At 47.6% G+C, this 14,284-nt stretch carries 11 protein-coding genes; 4 read left to right on the top strand and 7 right to left on the bottom strand.

Annotated features, from left to right (window positions below; genetic code table 11):
- Positions 1–28: 28 nt before the first annotated feature.
- The 3 genes from ACY2RR_RS07735 (at position 29) to ACY2RR_RS07725 (ending at position 3,216) form a co-directional block, all read left to right on the top strand.
- Complete coding sequence (locus tag ACY2RR_RS07735) at positions 29–679, top strand: cytochrome b/b6 domain-containing protein (protein ID WP_490107565.1); 651 nt, start codon at positions 29–31, stop codon at positions 677–679.
- Between the two features lie 99 nt (positions 680–778).
- Positions 779–2,815: a hypothetical protein gene (locus tag ACY2RR_RS07730; RefSeq protein ID WP_490107564.1), complete on the top strand. Its 2,037-nt coding sequence runs from the start codon at positions 779–781 to the stop codon at positions 2,813–2,815.
- A gap of 89 nt (positions 2,816–2,904) precedes the next feature.
- A complete protein-coding gene (locus ACY2RR_RS07725; RefSeq protein ID WP_490107563.1) occupies positions 2,905–3,216 on the top strand; it encodes a hypothetical protein in 312 nt (103 codons plus the stop codon).
- Between the two features lie 20 nt (positions 3,217–3,236).
- Here ACY2RR_RS07725 and ACY2RR_RS07720 read toward each other — a convergent pair whose 3' ends face one another.
- Together ACY2RR_RS07720 and ACY2RR_RS07715 are read right to left on the bottom strand one after the other, a co-directional pair.
- A complete protein-coding gene (locus tag ACY2RR_RS07720) occupies positions 3,237–3,722 on the bottom strand; it encodes a c-type cytochrome (RefSeq protein WP_490107562.1) in 486 nt (161 codons plus the stop codon).
- Positions 3,723–3,815: 93 nt separating this feature from the next.
- Positions 3,816–5,900 (bottom strand): hypothetical protein, encoded by a 2,085-nt coding sequence (locus ACY2RR_RS07715; RefSeq protein WP_490107561.1) that lies wholly within the window; start codon positions 5,898–5,900, stop codon positions 3,816–3,818.
- 174 nt (positions 5,901–6,074) lie between these two features.
- On the opposite strand from ACY2RR_RS07715, the gene ACY2RR_RS07710 reads away from it, so the two are divergent.
- Entirely contained in the window at positions 6,075–7,049 is a 975-nt protein-coding gene (locus ACY2RR_RS07710; protein ID WP_490107560.1) for an NAD-dependent epimerase/dehydratase family protein, read from the top strand.
- A 59-nt stretch (positions 7,050–7,108) separates the two neighbouring features.
- Here the strand turns inward: ACY2RR_RS07710 and ACY2RR_RS07705 are convergent, their stop codons facing one another.
- The 5 genes from ACY2RR_RS07705 to ACY2RR_RS07685 all read right to left on the bottom strand — a co-directional run bounded on the left by ACY2RR_RS07705 (position 7,109) and on the right by ACY2RR_RS07685 (position 14,254).
- Positions 7,109–7,474: a hypothetical protein gene (locus tag ACY2RR_RS07705; protein ID WP_490107559.1), complete on the bottom strand. Its 366-nt coding sequence runs from the start codon at positions 7,472–7,474 to the stop codon at positions 7,109–7,111.
- A 180-nt stretch (positions 7,475–7,654) separates the two neighbouring features.
- Positions 7,655–10,540: an aminomethyl-transferring glycine dehydrogenase gene (gene gcvP, locus ACY2RR_RS07700; RefSeq protein WP_490107558.1), complete on the bottom strand. Its 2,886-nt coding sequence runs from the start codon at positions 10,538–10,540 to the stop codon at positions 7,655–7,657.
- Between the two features lie 91 nt (positions 10,541–10,631).
- Positions 10,632–11,021, bottom strand: coding sequence for a glycine cleavage system protein GcvH (gene gcvH / locus ACY2RR_RS07695; protein ID WP_490107557.1), 390 nt, complete (start codon positions 11,019–11,021; stop codon positions 10,632–10,634).
- Positions 11,022–11,210: 189 nt separating this feature from the next.
- Positions 11,211–12,296 (bottom strand): glycine cleavage system aminomethyltransferase GcvT, encoded by a 1,086-nt coding sequence (gene gcvT / locus ACY2RR_RS07690; protein WP_490107556.1) that lies wholly within the window; start codon positions 12,294–12,296, stop codon positions 11,211–11,213.
- A gap of 260 nt (positions 12,297–12,556) precedes the next feature.
- The gene (locus tag ACY2RR_RS07685; RefSeq protein WP_490107555.1) at positions 12,557–14,254 is read right to left on the bottom strand and encodes an ABC transporter permease; all 1,698 of its coding nucleotides are present in this window, start codon (positions 14,252–14,254) and stop codon (positions 12,557–12,559) included.
- Between the last annotated feature and the right edge of the window lie 30 nt (positions 14,255–14,284).

The raw sequence follows: 14,284 nt of genomic DNA, 5'->3' as shown, positions 1-14,284 counted from the left end.
TTGCCAGAACAATAACCGGAGGCAAAGTATGAGCACACACCGCCGCATTCGTGTATGGGATCTACCAACCCGTCTGTTTCACTGGCTGCTTGTACTCTGCTTCGCCGGACTCTGGTACACGGGAACAGAAGGCGATATGGATCGGCATGTTCTGCTGGGCTATACCGTTCTGGGTTTACTACTGTTCCGTATTGGCTGGGGTCTTGGTGGTGGCCACTTCAGCCGGTTCAAAGCTTTACAGCTTTCTCCCTCTGTAGCCCTTAATTATCTTCGCAAAGGAATGAAAACCGATTACCCCGGGCACAACCCTTTGGGGAGTTGGGGTGTAGTGGTGATTCTCACAGGAATGTTTATTCAGGTTGGTACCGGGCTGTTTGCCAACGACAGTATTCTGACGGAAGGGCCTCTGGCTCAGTTTGTCAGTGGTGACACCAGCGACTGGATGACAACCATTCACTCCCTGAACTTCGATATTTTACTGTGGGTAATCAGTCTACATGTTGCTGCAGTCCTGTTTCATACCTTTATCCACAAAGAAGACATCCTACCCGGTATGATTACCGGTCGACGAAATATCCACAGCCGCTACCTTGAGCCCTCTTCCAGCTCCTGGGAGCTTTTTACCGTGCTTGTATTGTTTGCAACCATGGTCATCACATGGCTTTCAGATTTAGCATAACCCCACAATAAGGATGTTTCAGGATCTCCCTTCAGTGCCGATATGACCTGCAGTAACCCCCTGATGTAACGGCAGTTTCAGGGTTTAGGGAGATTCGGAATGTCCATGCAGGTTGGAGGTGGAGGCGGTGTACGCCCCTTAGGCCCTCCTATACAGCAACCGCAGGTACAGCAGCCTGCATCCAAAACAGATACGCAAGCTCCCCAGTCGGCACCGGGAGGGGCTGGCCAGACCCTGCATAACATTAACAGCTTCAACAGCCAGCCAGTCAGCAATGATATGGAACAGCTTCAGCAATGGCTGAACAGACTGAAAGGTGGCAACCAACCGCCAGCTCAACAAGCAGCTGTTTCACCACAAGGCTCAAATCTGCAACAAGCCCAGCAGAATAGCCAAACAGCGGCAGTACCACAGCCACCTACGCCTGAATCTTCAGAGCCTCCATCGACACCAATTGGAGAAACACCTGCGGCTCCCAATCCAACACCAACAGAGAAGCCGACAGAAACACCAACGGAAACTCCAAAGCCACCTCCAGAGGAACCTGCGGAACCACCTCCTCCGCCTCCTTTGACTACCAAACAAAAAGCCCTGCTGAACAAGGGGCTTGAGAAGCTTGGAGAAAAACTGGATATAGGCAAAGCGGATTTAGCAAGACTGACCCATGCCAAAGCCACATCAAACGACGCTCTTTATTTCTATCAGCTGGGAAAACTGGAAATTCCCCCAGGCAGTGCAAAAGCAGAGCAGCTGAAAACAGGGCTGGATAAGCTATTCAGTGCCGTTAACAGCGCAGGGCAACCTATTGCCGAAGAAGTGAAAACAACCATTGTTCTGGATGACGTTAACAAGCTTGCCAGCTCCAAAGCAATAAACCTGCCTCCCAGCCTGGTCGTTGATCTTGGTGCTTTAACAAACAACGAAGCTGATCGATTTGTTGCTCTCGCTAAGGCTGTTGGTGTACCTCAGCCAAAAGCAGAAACCCTGGTCAAAGGGTTTGCTGCATTGGGGCAACAGTTCGACCTGACGCCTGCAGAACTGGATTCCATCCTTGGGGATGCCTCCCGAACTGTAAACACTGCTATTTCTACAGAAATGCAGAAAGCAGCAAAATCCCTGAGGTTATCGCCCGAAGTATTTAACGATCTGGCTAATGCTGCACTCCTCAAAGACAGCAGAAAGTTCGCAGACATCGGCCAACGGGCTGGACTAAGTAGAGACCAGGTCAGAGATATTCTCCCAAGAGTCACGAAAGCTCTTGCAGCTATTGGTAAGAACCCTGTTATCACAGGCGAGAAACTTATCCGCTTCACGAAAGATGCTTCTGTACAGAACCAAATTTATGCAGCAGGTAAGGCAGTTGGTCTCTCCCAACCTCAAAGCATCAAGCTGGCTGCCACATTTGTTGATAAGGGTCTTTCCGGATACACCGATCTGGCGCAAGAGTACGGCCTGAAGGGTAATGACCTCACGTTACTTAACAAGCTGCAGGATATCCAGAGACAGCAAGGCGATAACGCCCTGAGCCTTGCCACTAACAATGTATCAAGCATTGTCGAACAACGAGTTCTTGCCCGAGAACTCGGCCTTCAGGCAAAACCCGTCGACTGGCCAACAACATCAAGGCCTACTCCTTTCAAACCACCCGGTCGTAGTTTTTTCGATGCTTTCAGAAGAGTCAGCAATTCAGTTCAGGCTGAGGTCAAAAGGGCTGCAGATAAAGCAGCAAAAGCGGCTGCAACTGTAAGAGCCCAGAATGAAGTTCGATTTGTAAAGCTCTCCGACGAACTTCAACATGTGCGTCTGGAAATCAACAAAGTAAAAAAGGCAGCAAGAAACCCATTCTTCCTAATCGGCAATCCCCATATACGTGGCAAATTGCGAGGATTGCAAAACCATGAACGTAATATCAAAACAGAACTGGAGAAGATCCAGAGAGCTGGTCACACACCTTCAGCTAAAAGAGCACAGGAAATCAAGCTGATGGATAAAATTGAAGTGATGAAGGAAAGGCTTGCCAAAATGGAAGACTTGGCAAAACGAAACCCATTTACAGCCGTACTCCATCAGCCTGCGATTAATGTTGTAAAAAATCAAATTAGAACTCTGGAAGCAAGCCTCGAAAGGCTCAGATAAAGGATTAAGCTATGGCTAGCCCAGATATCGGACGATCAGCCCAACGGGTTTTCAAACATTATAAAAAGCATTACAGCGATATAACCACCTTGTTTGAGCTTTCCAAGCTGCCGTTACCATCAGCGCCAGCCGTTAGCAATGAACTACCAGATGACCTTATTGCCTTGCAGCAAAAAGCAGATCAAAGCCTTGAACAACTCAAACAGTACACAGCTAATGTTGATGCACTCAATAAAATAGATCCAAGCCAGCTTCAATCAAAAAGTCCGGAGCTCAGCGCAGCTCTGATTAACTATAAAAAAGATTTGGATGTACTTTTTTCGGCCATTCAGGCTGTTAAAGCCAAAGCACCAAAATCAGCAAGCAAGAAAGGAAAGCGAGTCAGAACCAAAAAGTTTTGATTCTGACCCTTTAGCTGATCTTATTTATTCTTGAACTTTTTATGGCAGGAACCACAGTTGTCTGCCATAGCTTTGAAAGCCGGAACACTGTCTTTCATATTGCCACTGGCTGCTGCAATCTTGAGTTTGTCAGCATGGTCAACCAGTTCTCTCATCAGCTTATCGAATTCTGCCTTATCTTCCCAAATCTCAGGCTTTGCCTTTGAATCAGATGTGAGATGTTTTTTCTCAAAACCTTCGCCAGACCATTGAGTCACAACAGCAAGGCGGTCAGCATCACTCTGGAATTGGGCAGCATCAAAAGGTTTCTTCCCTTTAATCATCGCCCCCATATCACCAAAGTAAGTGCCAACCAGTGCCATGTGGGCTTTACGCAGATAGACTGCATCGTCATCCTTTGCAAAGTCCAGGGCATGGGCTGATACACCTGCGACCATTGTCATAACTGCAAACGGAACCAGTCCTTTTGCAAGCACTTGTCTTACAACAGCTTTGTTTAACATCATGGTGTGCCTCATCTGGCGGTGTTATTTGATTTTGTTTTTCACGGCCACATCAGCATAGTCCTGTTACTCCAGTGATTCAAAGGCTGATAGCCATTAGAAACAGTTATCCTGCTGGCTACCTCCGGGCAAAGGAATAACAGGTGCCCGACCTTCAGCAATATTTTCCAGAAAGCATCCGTATTGATGCCTTGCGGCTTCCTGCTGAAACACCACATGGTGGCCAGACTTAATACCATCTTCCGGATAACGAACCACAGCCACCGTGCGTCCATCTCTATTACCGGCAACGGGAGAAAGCCACTGTTGATATCCGGCTGCTTTCAAATCCGGTAATAATTGCTCATCTTCTGAAACATTCAATTCAGGGCCAAAAAGATCTGCTCCCAGACTCACCAGAAGCGGCTTTTGGTTAAACAAACCAACCCAGTCGTCAAAGTAACCTTCCACAATCAGAGTATGTGGAGCACTTGCCTGTGCAGCAGGTTCTCTAGTCCAGCGTGCGGCATTAATGGAGAAATCAACCGGTGCCAATGCCTGCTGGGAGAGTAGCCACAAAGGGTGAAAAGGATCATTCACCACATCATTTTTACCAGTGAAGAAGAACAGAGGCTCCAGAATATTTCCCAGAGGATCTTCTCCAAGAACCGAGAGGTGCATAACAAGGCCAAGGTTATAACTACCAGCGCCACTGCCAATCACTCCCTGAAATGGCACAGGGTCAATAGCAGCCTGGGCGATTCCCGTCATCGCACCGAGAGACTGCCCCATGACAACCTGCGTCTCAGCATCAAACCTTATTTGGCCGTCATCACTCAGCGCACCAGGGCATAAAGAAGCATCCACATCAAGATTATTCACCAGTCTTCGAAACAGAACTCTCTCAATAACCGACTGCTCAAAATTACCCCTCATAGCTGGCAGGTTCATAAAGTTATAGGTTCCAATATTCAGGGAGAGGCCGGGAATTAAATCTGCAATCGCATTGAGAAAACCGGTGCTGTCTTCATGGTCGGCTCCCATATGCCCGCCCATACCTGCAGTTGCCCAATTTCGTTGGGCTGCAACCTGGGCTGGGCTACCTTCTGTTGTAAGAGTGCCATCAGAAAGCGTGACGCCACGATCATGGGCTTGTGTCGCATAACCCGCCGTTCCATGGTTATAAAACATCATTGGATAACCAGAAGCAGGCATCGGAGTTCTTGGCACTGTCACAACCAGCGGAGTTTCCCGGTAATACTTCACCTGCGGGTTATTCACACCGTCGTATTTAATACGTCCCCCAATGAGAGCGTAGGGAAACAGTCCCGACTGCAAGCCTGGTACTTGCCATTGCGAACCCAGAACACAGTATTCCGGAGTCATCTCCAACAGTTCGAAACCAAATACAGGTTGTGCAGGTGTCTGCTCATCTGCCCAGCGAGCCAGATTCTGCAACGAAGATGATGGGTTACCTGTCGTCCATACGGTTGCTCCCACAATGTTGTCTGCAGCTATTCCATCAAGCCTTAACTGATCTTCAAGGGGTTGATAGATAGTTAAGGCCCGCTCAGCATCGTCAGAATCAATCTTCTTATTGACGTGACGAGGGTTTACACCTTCCAAAAGCGCAGTAAGAACCGGATTAGGAATCAGGTTCTGGGCATGCTCTGGAGAAATCTGTCTGGTAACAACAAGCGCATATTTATTGTTTTCTTTTAATGGTTTGCCAGCAGGTAACACCTGCAATAACCCATCAGGACGATATTCATCACCTTTTTCACGATAAGAAACTCTGACAGGAAACCGCTTACCACGTTCAGAAGATGCGGGGTCAATATCAATCAGCTGTATAGCTGCGTTGCTGGACGCATAATCCTGCGGGTTTTCTTCAAATGAAAGATATGAAGATGAAATACCACCGCCAAAACGCATGTAGAGAGGTAAATTAGGAGCAAAGCCAAAATGATCCTGCTCTGCCCATCTCACATAATTACCGATAGTTGCATTCAGGGGTTGGGGGAAACGATTAAAGTTAATAGAGTTATCATCATTTCTTCGAATATCAGATGGGAACCCGGAATCAAAGAATCCCTTCTTTCCGCTCACATCCAGAATCATTTGTTTATCTTCATAACATCCCTGAAGAAATAAGAGACTGGAAAGAAAAGCAGTAGCTTTGATTGTGCGAAATATGTCCATATATTACCTACATTGTTATTTTTGGTACTAAGGTAGCACTACAACCTGACGATGGTAAGCCAGCTTTTTCAATACAAGGCCACGTAACATGAAGCTCTTCTCAAAACGCCACCCTGTAGATAAGAACCCTTTCGCCTGTTAGGCTCGATGAAAATAAAACCAAGAGCTCATATCATGTCAGTCACCCTTGTTACCGGAGCCACAGGCACTGTCGGCTTCAATATCGTGAAATATCTCCTGAAAAAGAGTCGTGCAGTAAGGGTACTGGTAAGAGATATTAAGAAAGCCAAAGAACTGTTACCTGCCGAATGTGAGTTTTCACAGGGTGATGTGACTGATATTCAAAGTATTGAACAAGCCATGGCAGGCTGTGATGTGGTTCACCATGCTGCGGGACTTCCCGAACAGTGGTTTAAAAACCCGGATATTTTTACCCACGTAAATGTCACCGGAACACAGAACATGCTGGCCGCAGCCAAAAAGCTGGGGGTTAAGAAATTCATTTTCACCAGCACCATAGATGTATTCGAAGGACATGCTCACCAGCTCTATGATGAATCGATTCTGGATTCCAAACCCAAGGGAACATTTTACGAGCGCAGCAAACAAGCCGCTGACAAGTTAGCAGTTGAAGCTATGAACGATGGCATGGACATTGTTTTTATTCACCCATCAGCAGTGTATGGGCCTGGGCCAGATATCCATCATTCAGTAGGTGTTAATGAAGTCATTACCAAAGTCAGAAACAATGATATTCCAGTATTGCTGCCCGGGGGCTTTCCTGTCGTCTATAGCGAGAATGTAGGTGAAGCTCATGTTTCAGCTGAGAATATGTCTGCTGGCAGCCGTTACATTCTCAGTGATCAGTACGTTACTCTTACTGAACTTGTTGGGCTCATTCATGAGCAATTAAGCATCAAGAGAAACGTACCACACGTTATGCCAGTTTGGGTGGGTTCTGCTATTGCAACTGCCGGAGAATGGGTTGCAGGCATTATTAATAAAAAGCCATTGATTGCTAAAGGTGAACTGACCTTTTTGCAGTGGCAGGCGATTCCCAATGGCCAGAAGGCTACAACAGAGCTTGGCATTAACTATGTTGGTTTGCAGGAAGGTTTGCAGAAAACAATAGAGTTACAGGAAGCTTAAATAGGATAGCGGCCAAGTTATTTGGTTTTTCTTGGCCGGTATCAAATGCTTTTAATGGCTTAGTCCTGCTGCCCGCTGTTTCTTGTCCTTTTGTATTCAATCCATCCCAATGTTGCAGCGCCAACAACTCCCAAAGCAAAAAGCCCCGCAGCACCAGCTACCGCTAAACCTGTATATTTTAATACGGAAGTCGCCGTCACAGTGCTCAGCACACGGCCAACCGGGTTTTGGGTATTCCACTCTCCTGTAGCAAAAGCTACAGCACAAAGAGCCCCGAAAATTTTTACCGGGGCATAAGGGGTAACTTTACGAGTTAACCATTCACAGGTTGATTCTGGCTTAAGGCTGCTGCTTCTTATACCTTGATTCTTAGTTTGTTCGTGCGAAGTAATCCAGGCTTTTGCTTTGGATAGACATGCTTGCATAGTAGAGAAGACCTTTATTTAACTGAAGTGCCTTCTTGGAACGGATTTAATAACAAATGTTCCAGAAAGAGAAAAGTTTGGCTGACAAGTGTGTCAGACATTGTCTTTCTTCTGGCTAAAACCAAAACGGCCTGCTTTCGCAGGCCGTATGATTGTTGGTCAGTGTTCTATACGCGACTGTTAGTCCTGATACTCCTCAACAGGAACACAGGCGCAGAACAGGTGCCGGTCACCATAAACATTGTCGATACGGTTTACGGTCGGCCAGAACTTCTCACCTCCGCCAAACTGGGCTGGGTAGACAGCTTCTTTACGGCTGTAAGTTCGATCCCACTCACCAAGAATATCGTCCTGAGTATGGGGCGCATTTACCAGAGGGTTATCGCCTTCTGGCAGTTCACCCTTCTCAACCCGATCAATTTCCAAACGAATGGAAATCATGGCATCCACAAATCGATCCAGCTCCGCTTTGCTTTCACTCTCCGTCGGTTCAATCATCAAGGTCCCAGGAACCGGGAAGCTCATGGTTGGAGCGTGGAAACCATAATCCATCAAGCGCTTGGCGATATCTTCTTCGCTGATACCTGAGGCAGCCTTGATTGGACGAATATCAATAATGCACTCGTGAGCGACACGATCATTACGGCCGGTGTAAAGCACTGGATAATGCTCACCCAGGCGATTAGCCAGATAGTTTGCACCAAGAATGGCTACAGCTGTCGCCTTTCTTAAACCTTCGCCACCCATGTTACGCAGGTAAGTCCAGGAAATTGGCAGAATGGAGACAGATCCCCAGGGCGCTGCACTCACAGCAGTATTTTCATCGTTCGGCCCATCCAGCTTAATCACAGAGTGATTGGCAACAAATGGTTCCAGGTGAGCTTTAATGCCGATAGGTCCCATACCTGGGCCACCGCCGCCATGAGGAATGCTGAAGGTTTTATGCAGGTTCAGGTGAGAAACATCTGCGCCAATTTCACCGGGCTGGCTAATGCCAACCTGTGCATTCATGTTGGCACCATCCATATAAACCTGGCCACCATTATCGTGCACGATATCGCAGATTTCACGAATCTCTTCTTCGTACACACCGTGGGTGGAAGGGTAAGTAATCATCAGGCAGGACAGCTGCTCACCAATCTCTTCTGCACGCTGCTTCAACTCTGCAACATCCACGTTACCGTTATCATCACAACCGGTAATCACAATCTTCATTCCTGCCAGCATGGCTGAAGCAGGGTTGGTTCCGTGAGCAGAAGAAGGAATCAGGCAGACATTACGATCATGGTCACCACGGCTTTCGTGATACTTGCGGATCGCCATCAAACCAGCGTATTCACCCTGTGCACCTGAGTTTGGCTGCATACAGATAGCATCAAAACCTGTTACTGCTTTCAGATACTCATCCAGTTCGGAAATCATTTCCCGAATACCGGCCGTCAGTTCAGTTGGAGTAAATGGATGCAGATTTCCAATTTCTGGCCAGGAAACAGGCATCATTTCGCTGGCAGCATTGAGTTTCATAGTGCATGAACCCAGAGGAATCATGGATTGATTCAGAGCCAGATCGCGGTTTTCCAGGCGTTTGAGGTAACGCATCATCTCTGTTTCAGAGTGATAGCTGTTAAATACCGCATGAGTCAGTACAGGCTCACGTCTGAACAGCTGTGCAGGAATAGAGGAGGAAGCCTTTTCCTGTAGGTCTGTATCAAGAGTATTTACATTCAGGCCATGACCTTCACCAAGAACAACATCCCACAGAAGCACGATATCATCACGACTAGTTGCTTCATCGAGAGAAATACCGATCAGGTCATCGTCAGTTTCACGCAGGCAAATGCCAGCTTCGCGGGAACGTCTAACAATGGCGTCTTTATCGCTCACCTTAAGAGTGACAGTATCAAACCAAGTGTCGTTAACCAGCTCAATGCCTTTGCTCTTCAGGCCAAGAGCCAAAATGTCGGTTAAGCGATGAATACGCTGGGCTATCTGCTTCAAACCGGCTGGGCCATGATAAACAGCATAGAAACTTGCCATATTGGCCAGCAGTACCTGCGCGGTACAGATGTTACTGGTCGCCTTTTCACGACGGATATGCTGTTCACGGGTTTGCATAGCCATACGCAGGGCTTTCTTGCCCCGGGTATCCACAGAAACACCAATCAAACGTCCTGGCATTGAACGCTTGTGTTTATCGCTAGTAGCAAAGAATGCTGCGTGTGGGCCACCATACCCCATAGGCACACCAAAGCGCTGGGCACTTCCCAGTACAACATCAGCTCCCAGCTTACCGGGAGCTTCCAGCAGCATCAGGCTCATGATATCGGCCACAATGCTAACAACAGCTTTGTTGGACTGAAGACTGGCAATCAACTCCTGATGATCACGCACATCACCCCAAGTTCCGGTGTATGCCAGCAGTGCACCAAAAACATCCTGTTCTACGGCTTTTGCAGCAGGGCCAACAACAACCTCAACATCGAAACCTTCTGCCCGTGTTTTCACAACATCAATGGTTTGTGGATGGCAGTCTTCATCAACATAGAAGATGTGTGACTTCTTATTTTTGGATACACGACGGGCAAGAGACATTGCCTCACCAGCGGCTGTACCTTCATCAAGAAGTGAGGCACTGGCCAGATCCAGGCCAGTAAGATCAAGGGTCAGTTGCTGGAAGTTCAAAATCGCTTCCAGACGCCCTTGGGCAATTTCTGGCTGATAAGGTGTATAAGCGGTGTACCAACCTGGGTTTTCCAGAACATTTCGCTGAATAACCGGGGGAACAATTGTGTTGTGGTATCCCATACCGATAAAGCTACGGGCAGGCTTGTTCTTGCCCATTAAGCCTTTCAGATAAGATAGAGTTCCCTGCTCTGTATGACTCGGCCAGTCAAGCGGTGAATGCTTTTGCAGAATACTGCCCGGTACGGTATTGGCCAGCAGGGATTCCAGTGAATCCTCCCCCAAAAGACCAAGCATAGCTTTAATATCTGCCTCACCAGGGCCAATATGACGGCGAATAAAATCTTCGCTGTTCTCCAGCTGATAAAGAGATGATGTGGTCATAACTTCTTTTACCGTTCTTATATAGTAAAAAGCCCCGGCACTCGCGATGAGCCCGGGGCTTTCAGATTGTCAGTTCTGAAACCTGGCTCAGTTATTCGTCTTCACATACTGCTGCATAAGCTTCTGCGTTGAGAAGTTCGCCCAGTTCTGCTTCATCAGAAGGCTTCATACGGAAGAACCAGCCTTCTGCATAAGGATCGCTGTTAGCCAGTTCAGGGGTTTCTTCCAGAGCATCATTGATAGCAACAATCTCACCGGAAATTGGCGCGTAAATATCGGAGGCAGCCTTCACAGACTCAACAACGCCAGCTTCATCATCTGCACCGAGCTCCGCACCAACTTCTGGAAGCTCAACAAACACAACATCGCCCAGCGCTTCCTGTGCGTGATCGGTAATACCGATGGTTACAGTGCCGTCCTCTTCCCGACGAATCCACTCGTGAGATTTCACATAACTCAGCTCTGCAGGAATATTGCTCATGGCCTGATCCTCTGAAATGTAATCAACTATTCATCAATGCAACTACGTAACAAACTATCGAGAATACGCAGCCGCACTTCATTTCTTTTCGTTTTACCCTATATAGGGTTTAAAACAGCTGACTCTAATCAACATTAGTGCCAGCTACTGAAAAAGTTGTCTGCAATTGCCTCGCAAACGGTAATCCAGTTACTCAAACACTTTTTTACCGTTCCGGACGAAAGAAGGTTTGATAACACGAACGGCGACAAGTTTACCGCGCATTTCTACCTGTGCATTGTCAGCTGTGCCAGCCGGAACCCGGGCCATGGCAATAGAGTGTCCCAGTGTAGGAGAGAATGTCCCACTGGTAATCACTCCTTCACCAACACCTTCCACTACAACCTTCTGACCATGGCGGAGAACTCCACGCCCTTCCAGAACCAGGCCAACCAGACGATCCCAGCCTTTCTTCTCCCGAATGGCAGCCAGCTGTTCGCGGCCAATAAAGTCCCGATCTGCAGATTCCCATGCCACACACCAGCCCATGTTGGCAGAAAGTGGTGTAATGGACTCATCCATATCCTGGCCGTACAGGTTCATACCTGCTTCAAGACGCAGAGTATCCCGGCAACCCAGACCACAAGGGCGCACACCTGCACCATCAAGGAGCTTCCAGAATTCCGCCGCCTCTTCTGAGGGCAATGTAATTTCCAGACCATCTTCCCCGGTGTAACCGGTTCGGGCGATCAGCCAGCCTTCACACTCACGACCTTCGAATACTTTCAGATCACGAATAACTTCTGCTTTGGCGGGAGAGGAAACCTGGGCAGCCAACTCACGGGCTTCAGGCCCCTGCACAGCAATCATGGCAACATCAGGTTGCTCGGTGAGGGTAACGTCAAAAGCTTCTGACTGTTTGTTCATCCAGGCCAGATCTTTCTCACGGGTTGCACAGTTTACAACCACCCGATAACCCCAGGACATGCGGTAAACAATCAAGTCATCAATCACACCACCTTCCGAATTCAGCATGCCGCTGTAGAGGGCTTTGCCATCAAAGGTGAGGCGATCAACATCGTTTGCAAGGAGATAACGGAGAAATTCACGACACTGAGGACCAGTAACATCCAGGGCGGTCATATGAGAAACATCAAACATACCAGCCTTTTGGCGAACAGCATGATGTTCTTCTATTTGGGATCCATAGTGCAGCGGCATCTCCCAGCCACCGAAATCGACTATTTTTCCGCCTGCTGCTTCATGAACAGCGAAAAGAGACGTCCGGCTACCCATAGAGTGTTCTACCCTCAGAATGAAATTGTTTTGAACCTGTGAAAGGTCATAAAACAGGCAAATAGCAGCTCATAATCACTGCTTCTGCATAATTAGTTAGCGCATTCTAAAGGCACACATTCGTTTACTCAAAGAGCATTTTTACTTTGTTTTTTTCTTATTCAAACAGATATAAACAAATGTACTTGATAGGTTTACACTGACACGCCGTATAACCACGACAGAAGAGTATTCTACGCAGTGAGAAAAAAGCAGAACGATTAACCAACTCTCGAGCGACGAATCAGAAAAATCACCGGAATCATTCCGGCCACAATCAAACTGATTGCCGGAAGGGCCGCACGCTCCCACTCACCCTCAGCTGTCATTTCATGAATTCGAACAGCCAGTGTATCCCAGCCGAATGGACGCATCAGAAGAGTAGCCGGCATTTCTTTCAGCACATCTATAAAAACCAAAAGCATGGCGGTAAGCAGACCAGGCATGACCAATGGGAAATAGACTTTTAAGGAAACTGAAAGCGGCGAATGTCCGAGAATACGTGCGGCTTCATGCATGGAAGGCTTCACACGCTCAAAGGCGTGAGTGACTGGTTTTAAAGCCACAGCAAGAAAACGAATCAAATAAGCCAGAATCAATGCAATAACACTGCCTAACAATAATTGTTCTACTGGTAGACCTAACCACTTTTGAAGAGGAGCAATGAATTGGTTATCCAGAAATCCAAACAACATCATCACAGCTACAGCAAGCAAGGCACCAGGCATTGCATAACCCAAACCACTAACACGTTCAGCAAAACTGGATAGCACACCCGGCTGGAAGCGCCCGCCTAAAACCAAAACAGAAGCCGCTGAAACTGTTGCTACGGCAGCAAACCCCGCCAGAGATAAAGTATTCAAAACAAGAGCCGCATAGCGGGCATTAAAGTCATGCCATGCATGGGTATACACCCACCAGCACAACTGAATGACAGGCAGTAGGAAAGCCAGTACAAAAACTGTTCCGCAAAAACCACTGGCAAGCCAAGCCTGAATTCCTTTTAAGCGGTGGCGGGGCATAACACGTTGGCGTTCGTTCTGGGCGATACTGTGTCGCCCTTTCAGCTGTTTTTCAACAATCAGCAGCATCACGATAAATACCAGCAAAACCGAAGCTAATTGTGCTGCTGCTTTCAGGTTAAAGAATCCGAACCAAGATTTATAAATTGCGGTGGTAAATGTGTCGTAATTAAAAACAGACACTGTTCCGAAATCAGCCAGTGTTTCCATAACTGCGAGAACAGTTCCGCCAATAATCGCTGGGCGGGCTACAGGTAAAGTCACCCGCCAGAAGGTTCGCAGTGCTGACATCCCCAGCAGTCTCGAAGCTTCATACAATGAACGTCCCTGACCTTGAAAGGCACCACGGGCGAGCATGTAAACATAGGGATAAAAAACCAGAACTAGCACGGCAATTACACCTAAAGGAGAACGGATATCTACCCAGGTAAAGCCATCTATATTTTGCCGCATCCAGCCTTGCAACGGACCACTGAAATCAAAAACACCCAAATACACAAAAGCCAAAACATATGCAGGAATAGCGAACGGCAGCATCAACGCCCATTCCAGCCAACGCCTGCCTGGGAAATCACAAAGTGCGACCAAAGCAGCCAAAGCTGTTCCAAGAATCGTAACCCCTATGGCTACACCAAACACCAGTACAACCGTATTCCAAATTAATCCGGACAGTTGTGTTTCAGCAAGGTGCTGCCAAACATCAACCTGGATATCACTCCAACTGAAAACAAGACTGCCAAGAGGCAAAAGTACAAGTGCGACAATAGCAAGAGTGAGAAGAGACAGAGGCTGTCTGAGAAATGCAAAAGCCGACAGGTGTTGTTTTATTAACATCCGTCGGCCTGTAAGAGAAGAGCCCGGTACAGATACCGGGCTTGGTGTTTGAGAGTAGGACATCCGTTTTTAAAACTGCTTTTCGTAAACGGT

The organism is Parendozoicomonas sp. 2304DJ65-17 (assembly GCF_058148445.1).
Note: the sequence above shows the minus strand (reverse complement) of the source record. Positions and strands in the feature narration are given on the sequence as shown.

Bases quoted from the DNA above. Each gene is read 5' to 3' on its own strand.
- ACY2RR_RS07705 (WP_490107559.1), bottom strand. From the start codon at position 7,474: ATGCAAGCATGTCTATCCAAAGCAAAAGCCTGGATTACTTCGCACGAA.
- gcvH (WP_490107557.1), bottom strand. From the start codon at position 11,021: ATGAGCAATATTCCTGCAGAGCTGAGTTATGTGAAATCTCACGAGTGG.
- ACY2RR_RS07720 (WP_490107562.1), bottom strand. From the start codon at position 3,722: ATGATGTTAAACAAAGCTGTTGTAAGACAAGTGCTTGCAAAAGGACTG.
- ACY2RR_RS07715 (WP_490107561.1), bottom strand. From the start codon at position 5,900: ATGGACATATTTCGCACAATCAAAGCTACTGCTTTTCTTTCCAGTCTC.
- gcvP (WP_490107558.1), bottom strand. From the start codon at position 10,540: ATGACCACATCATCTCTTTATCAGCTGGAGAACAGCGAAGATTTTATT.
- ACY2RR_RS07735 (WP_490107565.1), top strand. From the start codon at position 29: ATGAGCACACACCGCCGCATTCGTGTATGGGATCTACCAACCCGTCTG.
- ACY2RR_RS07730 (WP_490107564.1), top strand. From the start codon at position 779: ATGTCCATGCAGGTTGGAGGTGGAGGCGGTGTACGCCCCTTAGGCCCT.
- ACY2RR_RS07685 (WP_490107555.1), bottom strand. From the start codon at position 14,254: ATGTCCTACTCTCAAACACCAAGCCCGGTATCTGTACCGGGCTCTTCT.
- ACY2RR_RS07710 (WP_490107560.1), top strand. From the start codon at position 6,075: ATGTCAGTCACCCTTGTTACCGGAGCCACAGGCACTGTCGGCTTCAAT.
- gcvT (WP_490107556.1), bottom strand. From the start codon at position 12,296: ATGGGTAGCCGGACGTCTCTTTTCGCTGTTCATGAAGCAGCAGGCGGA.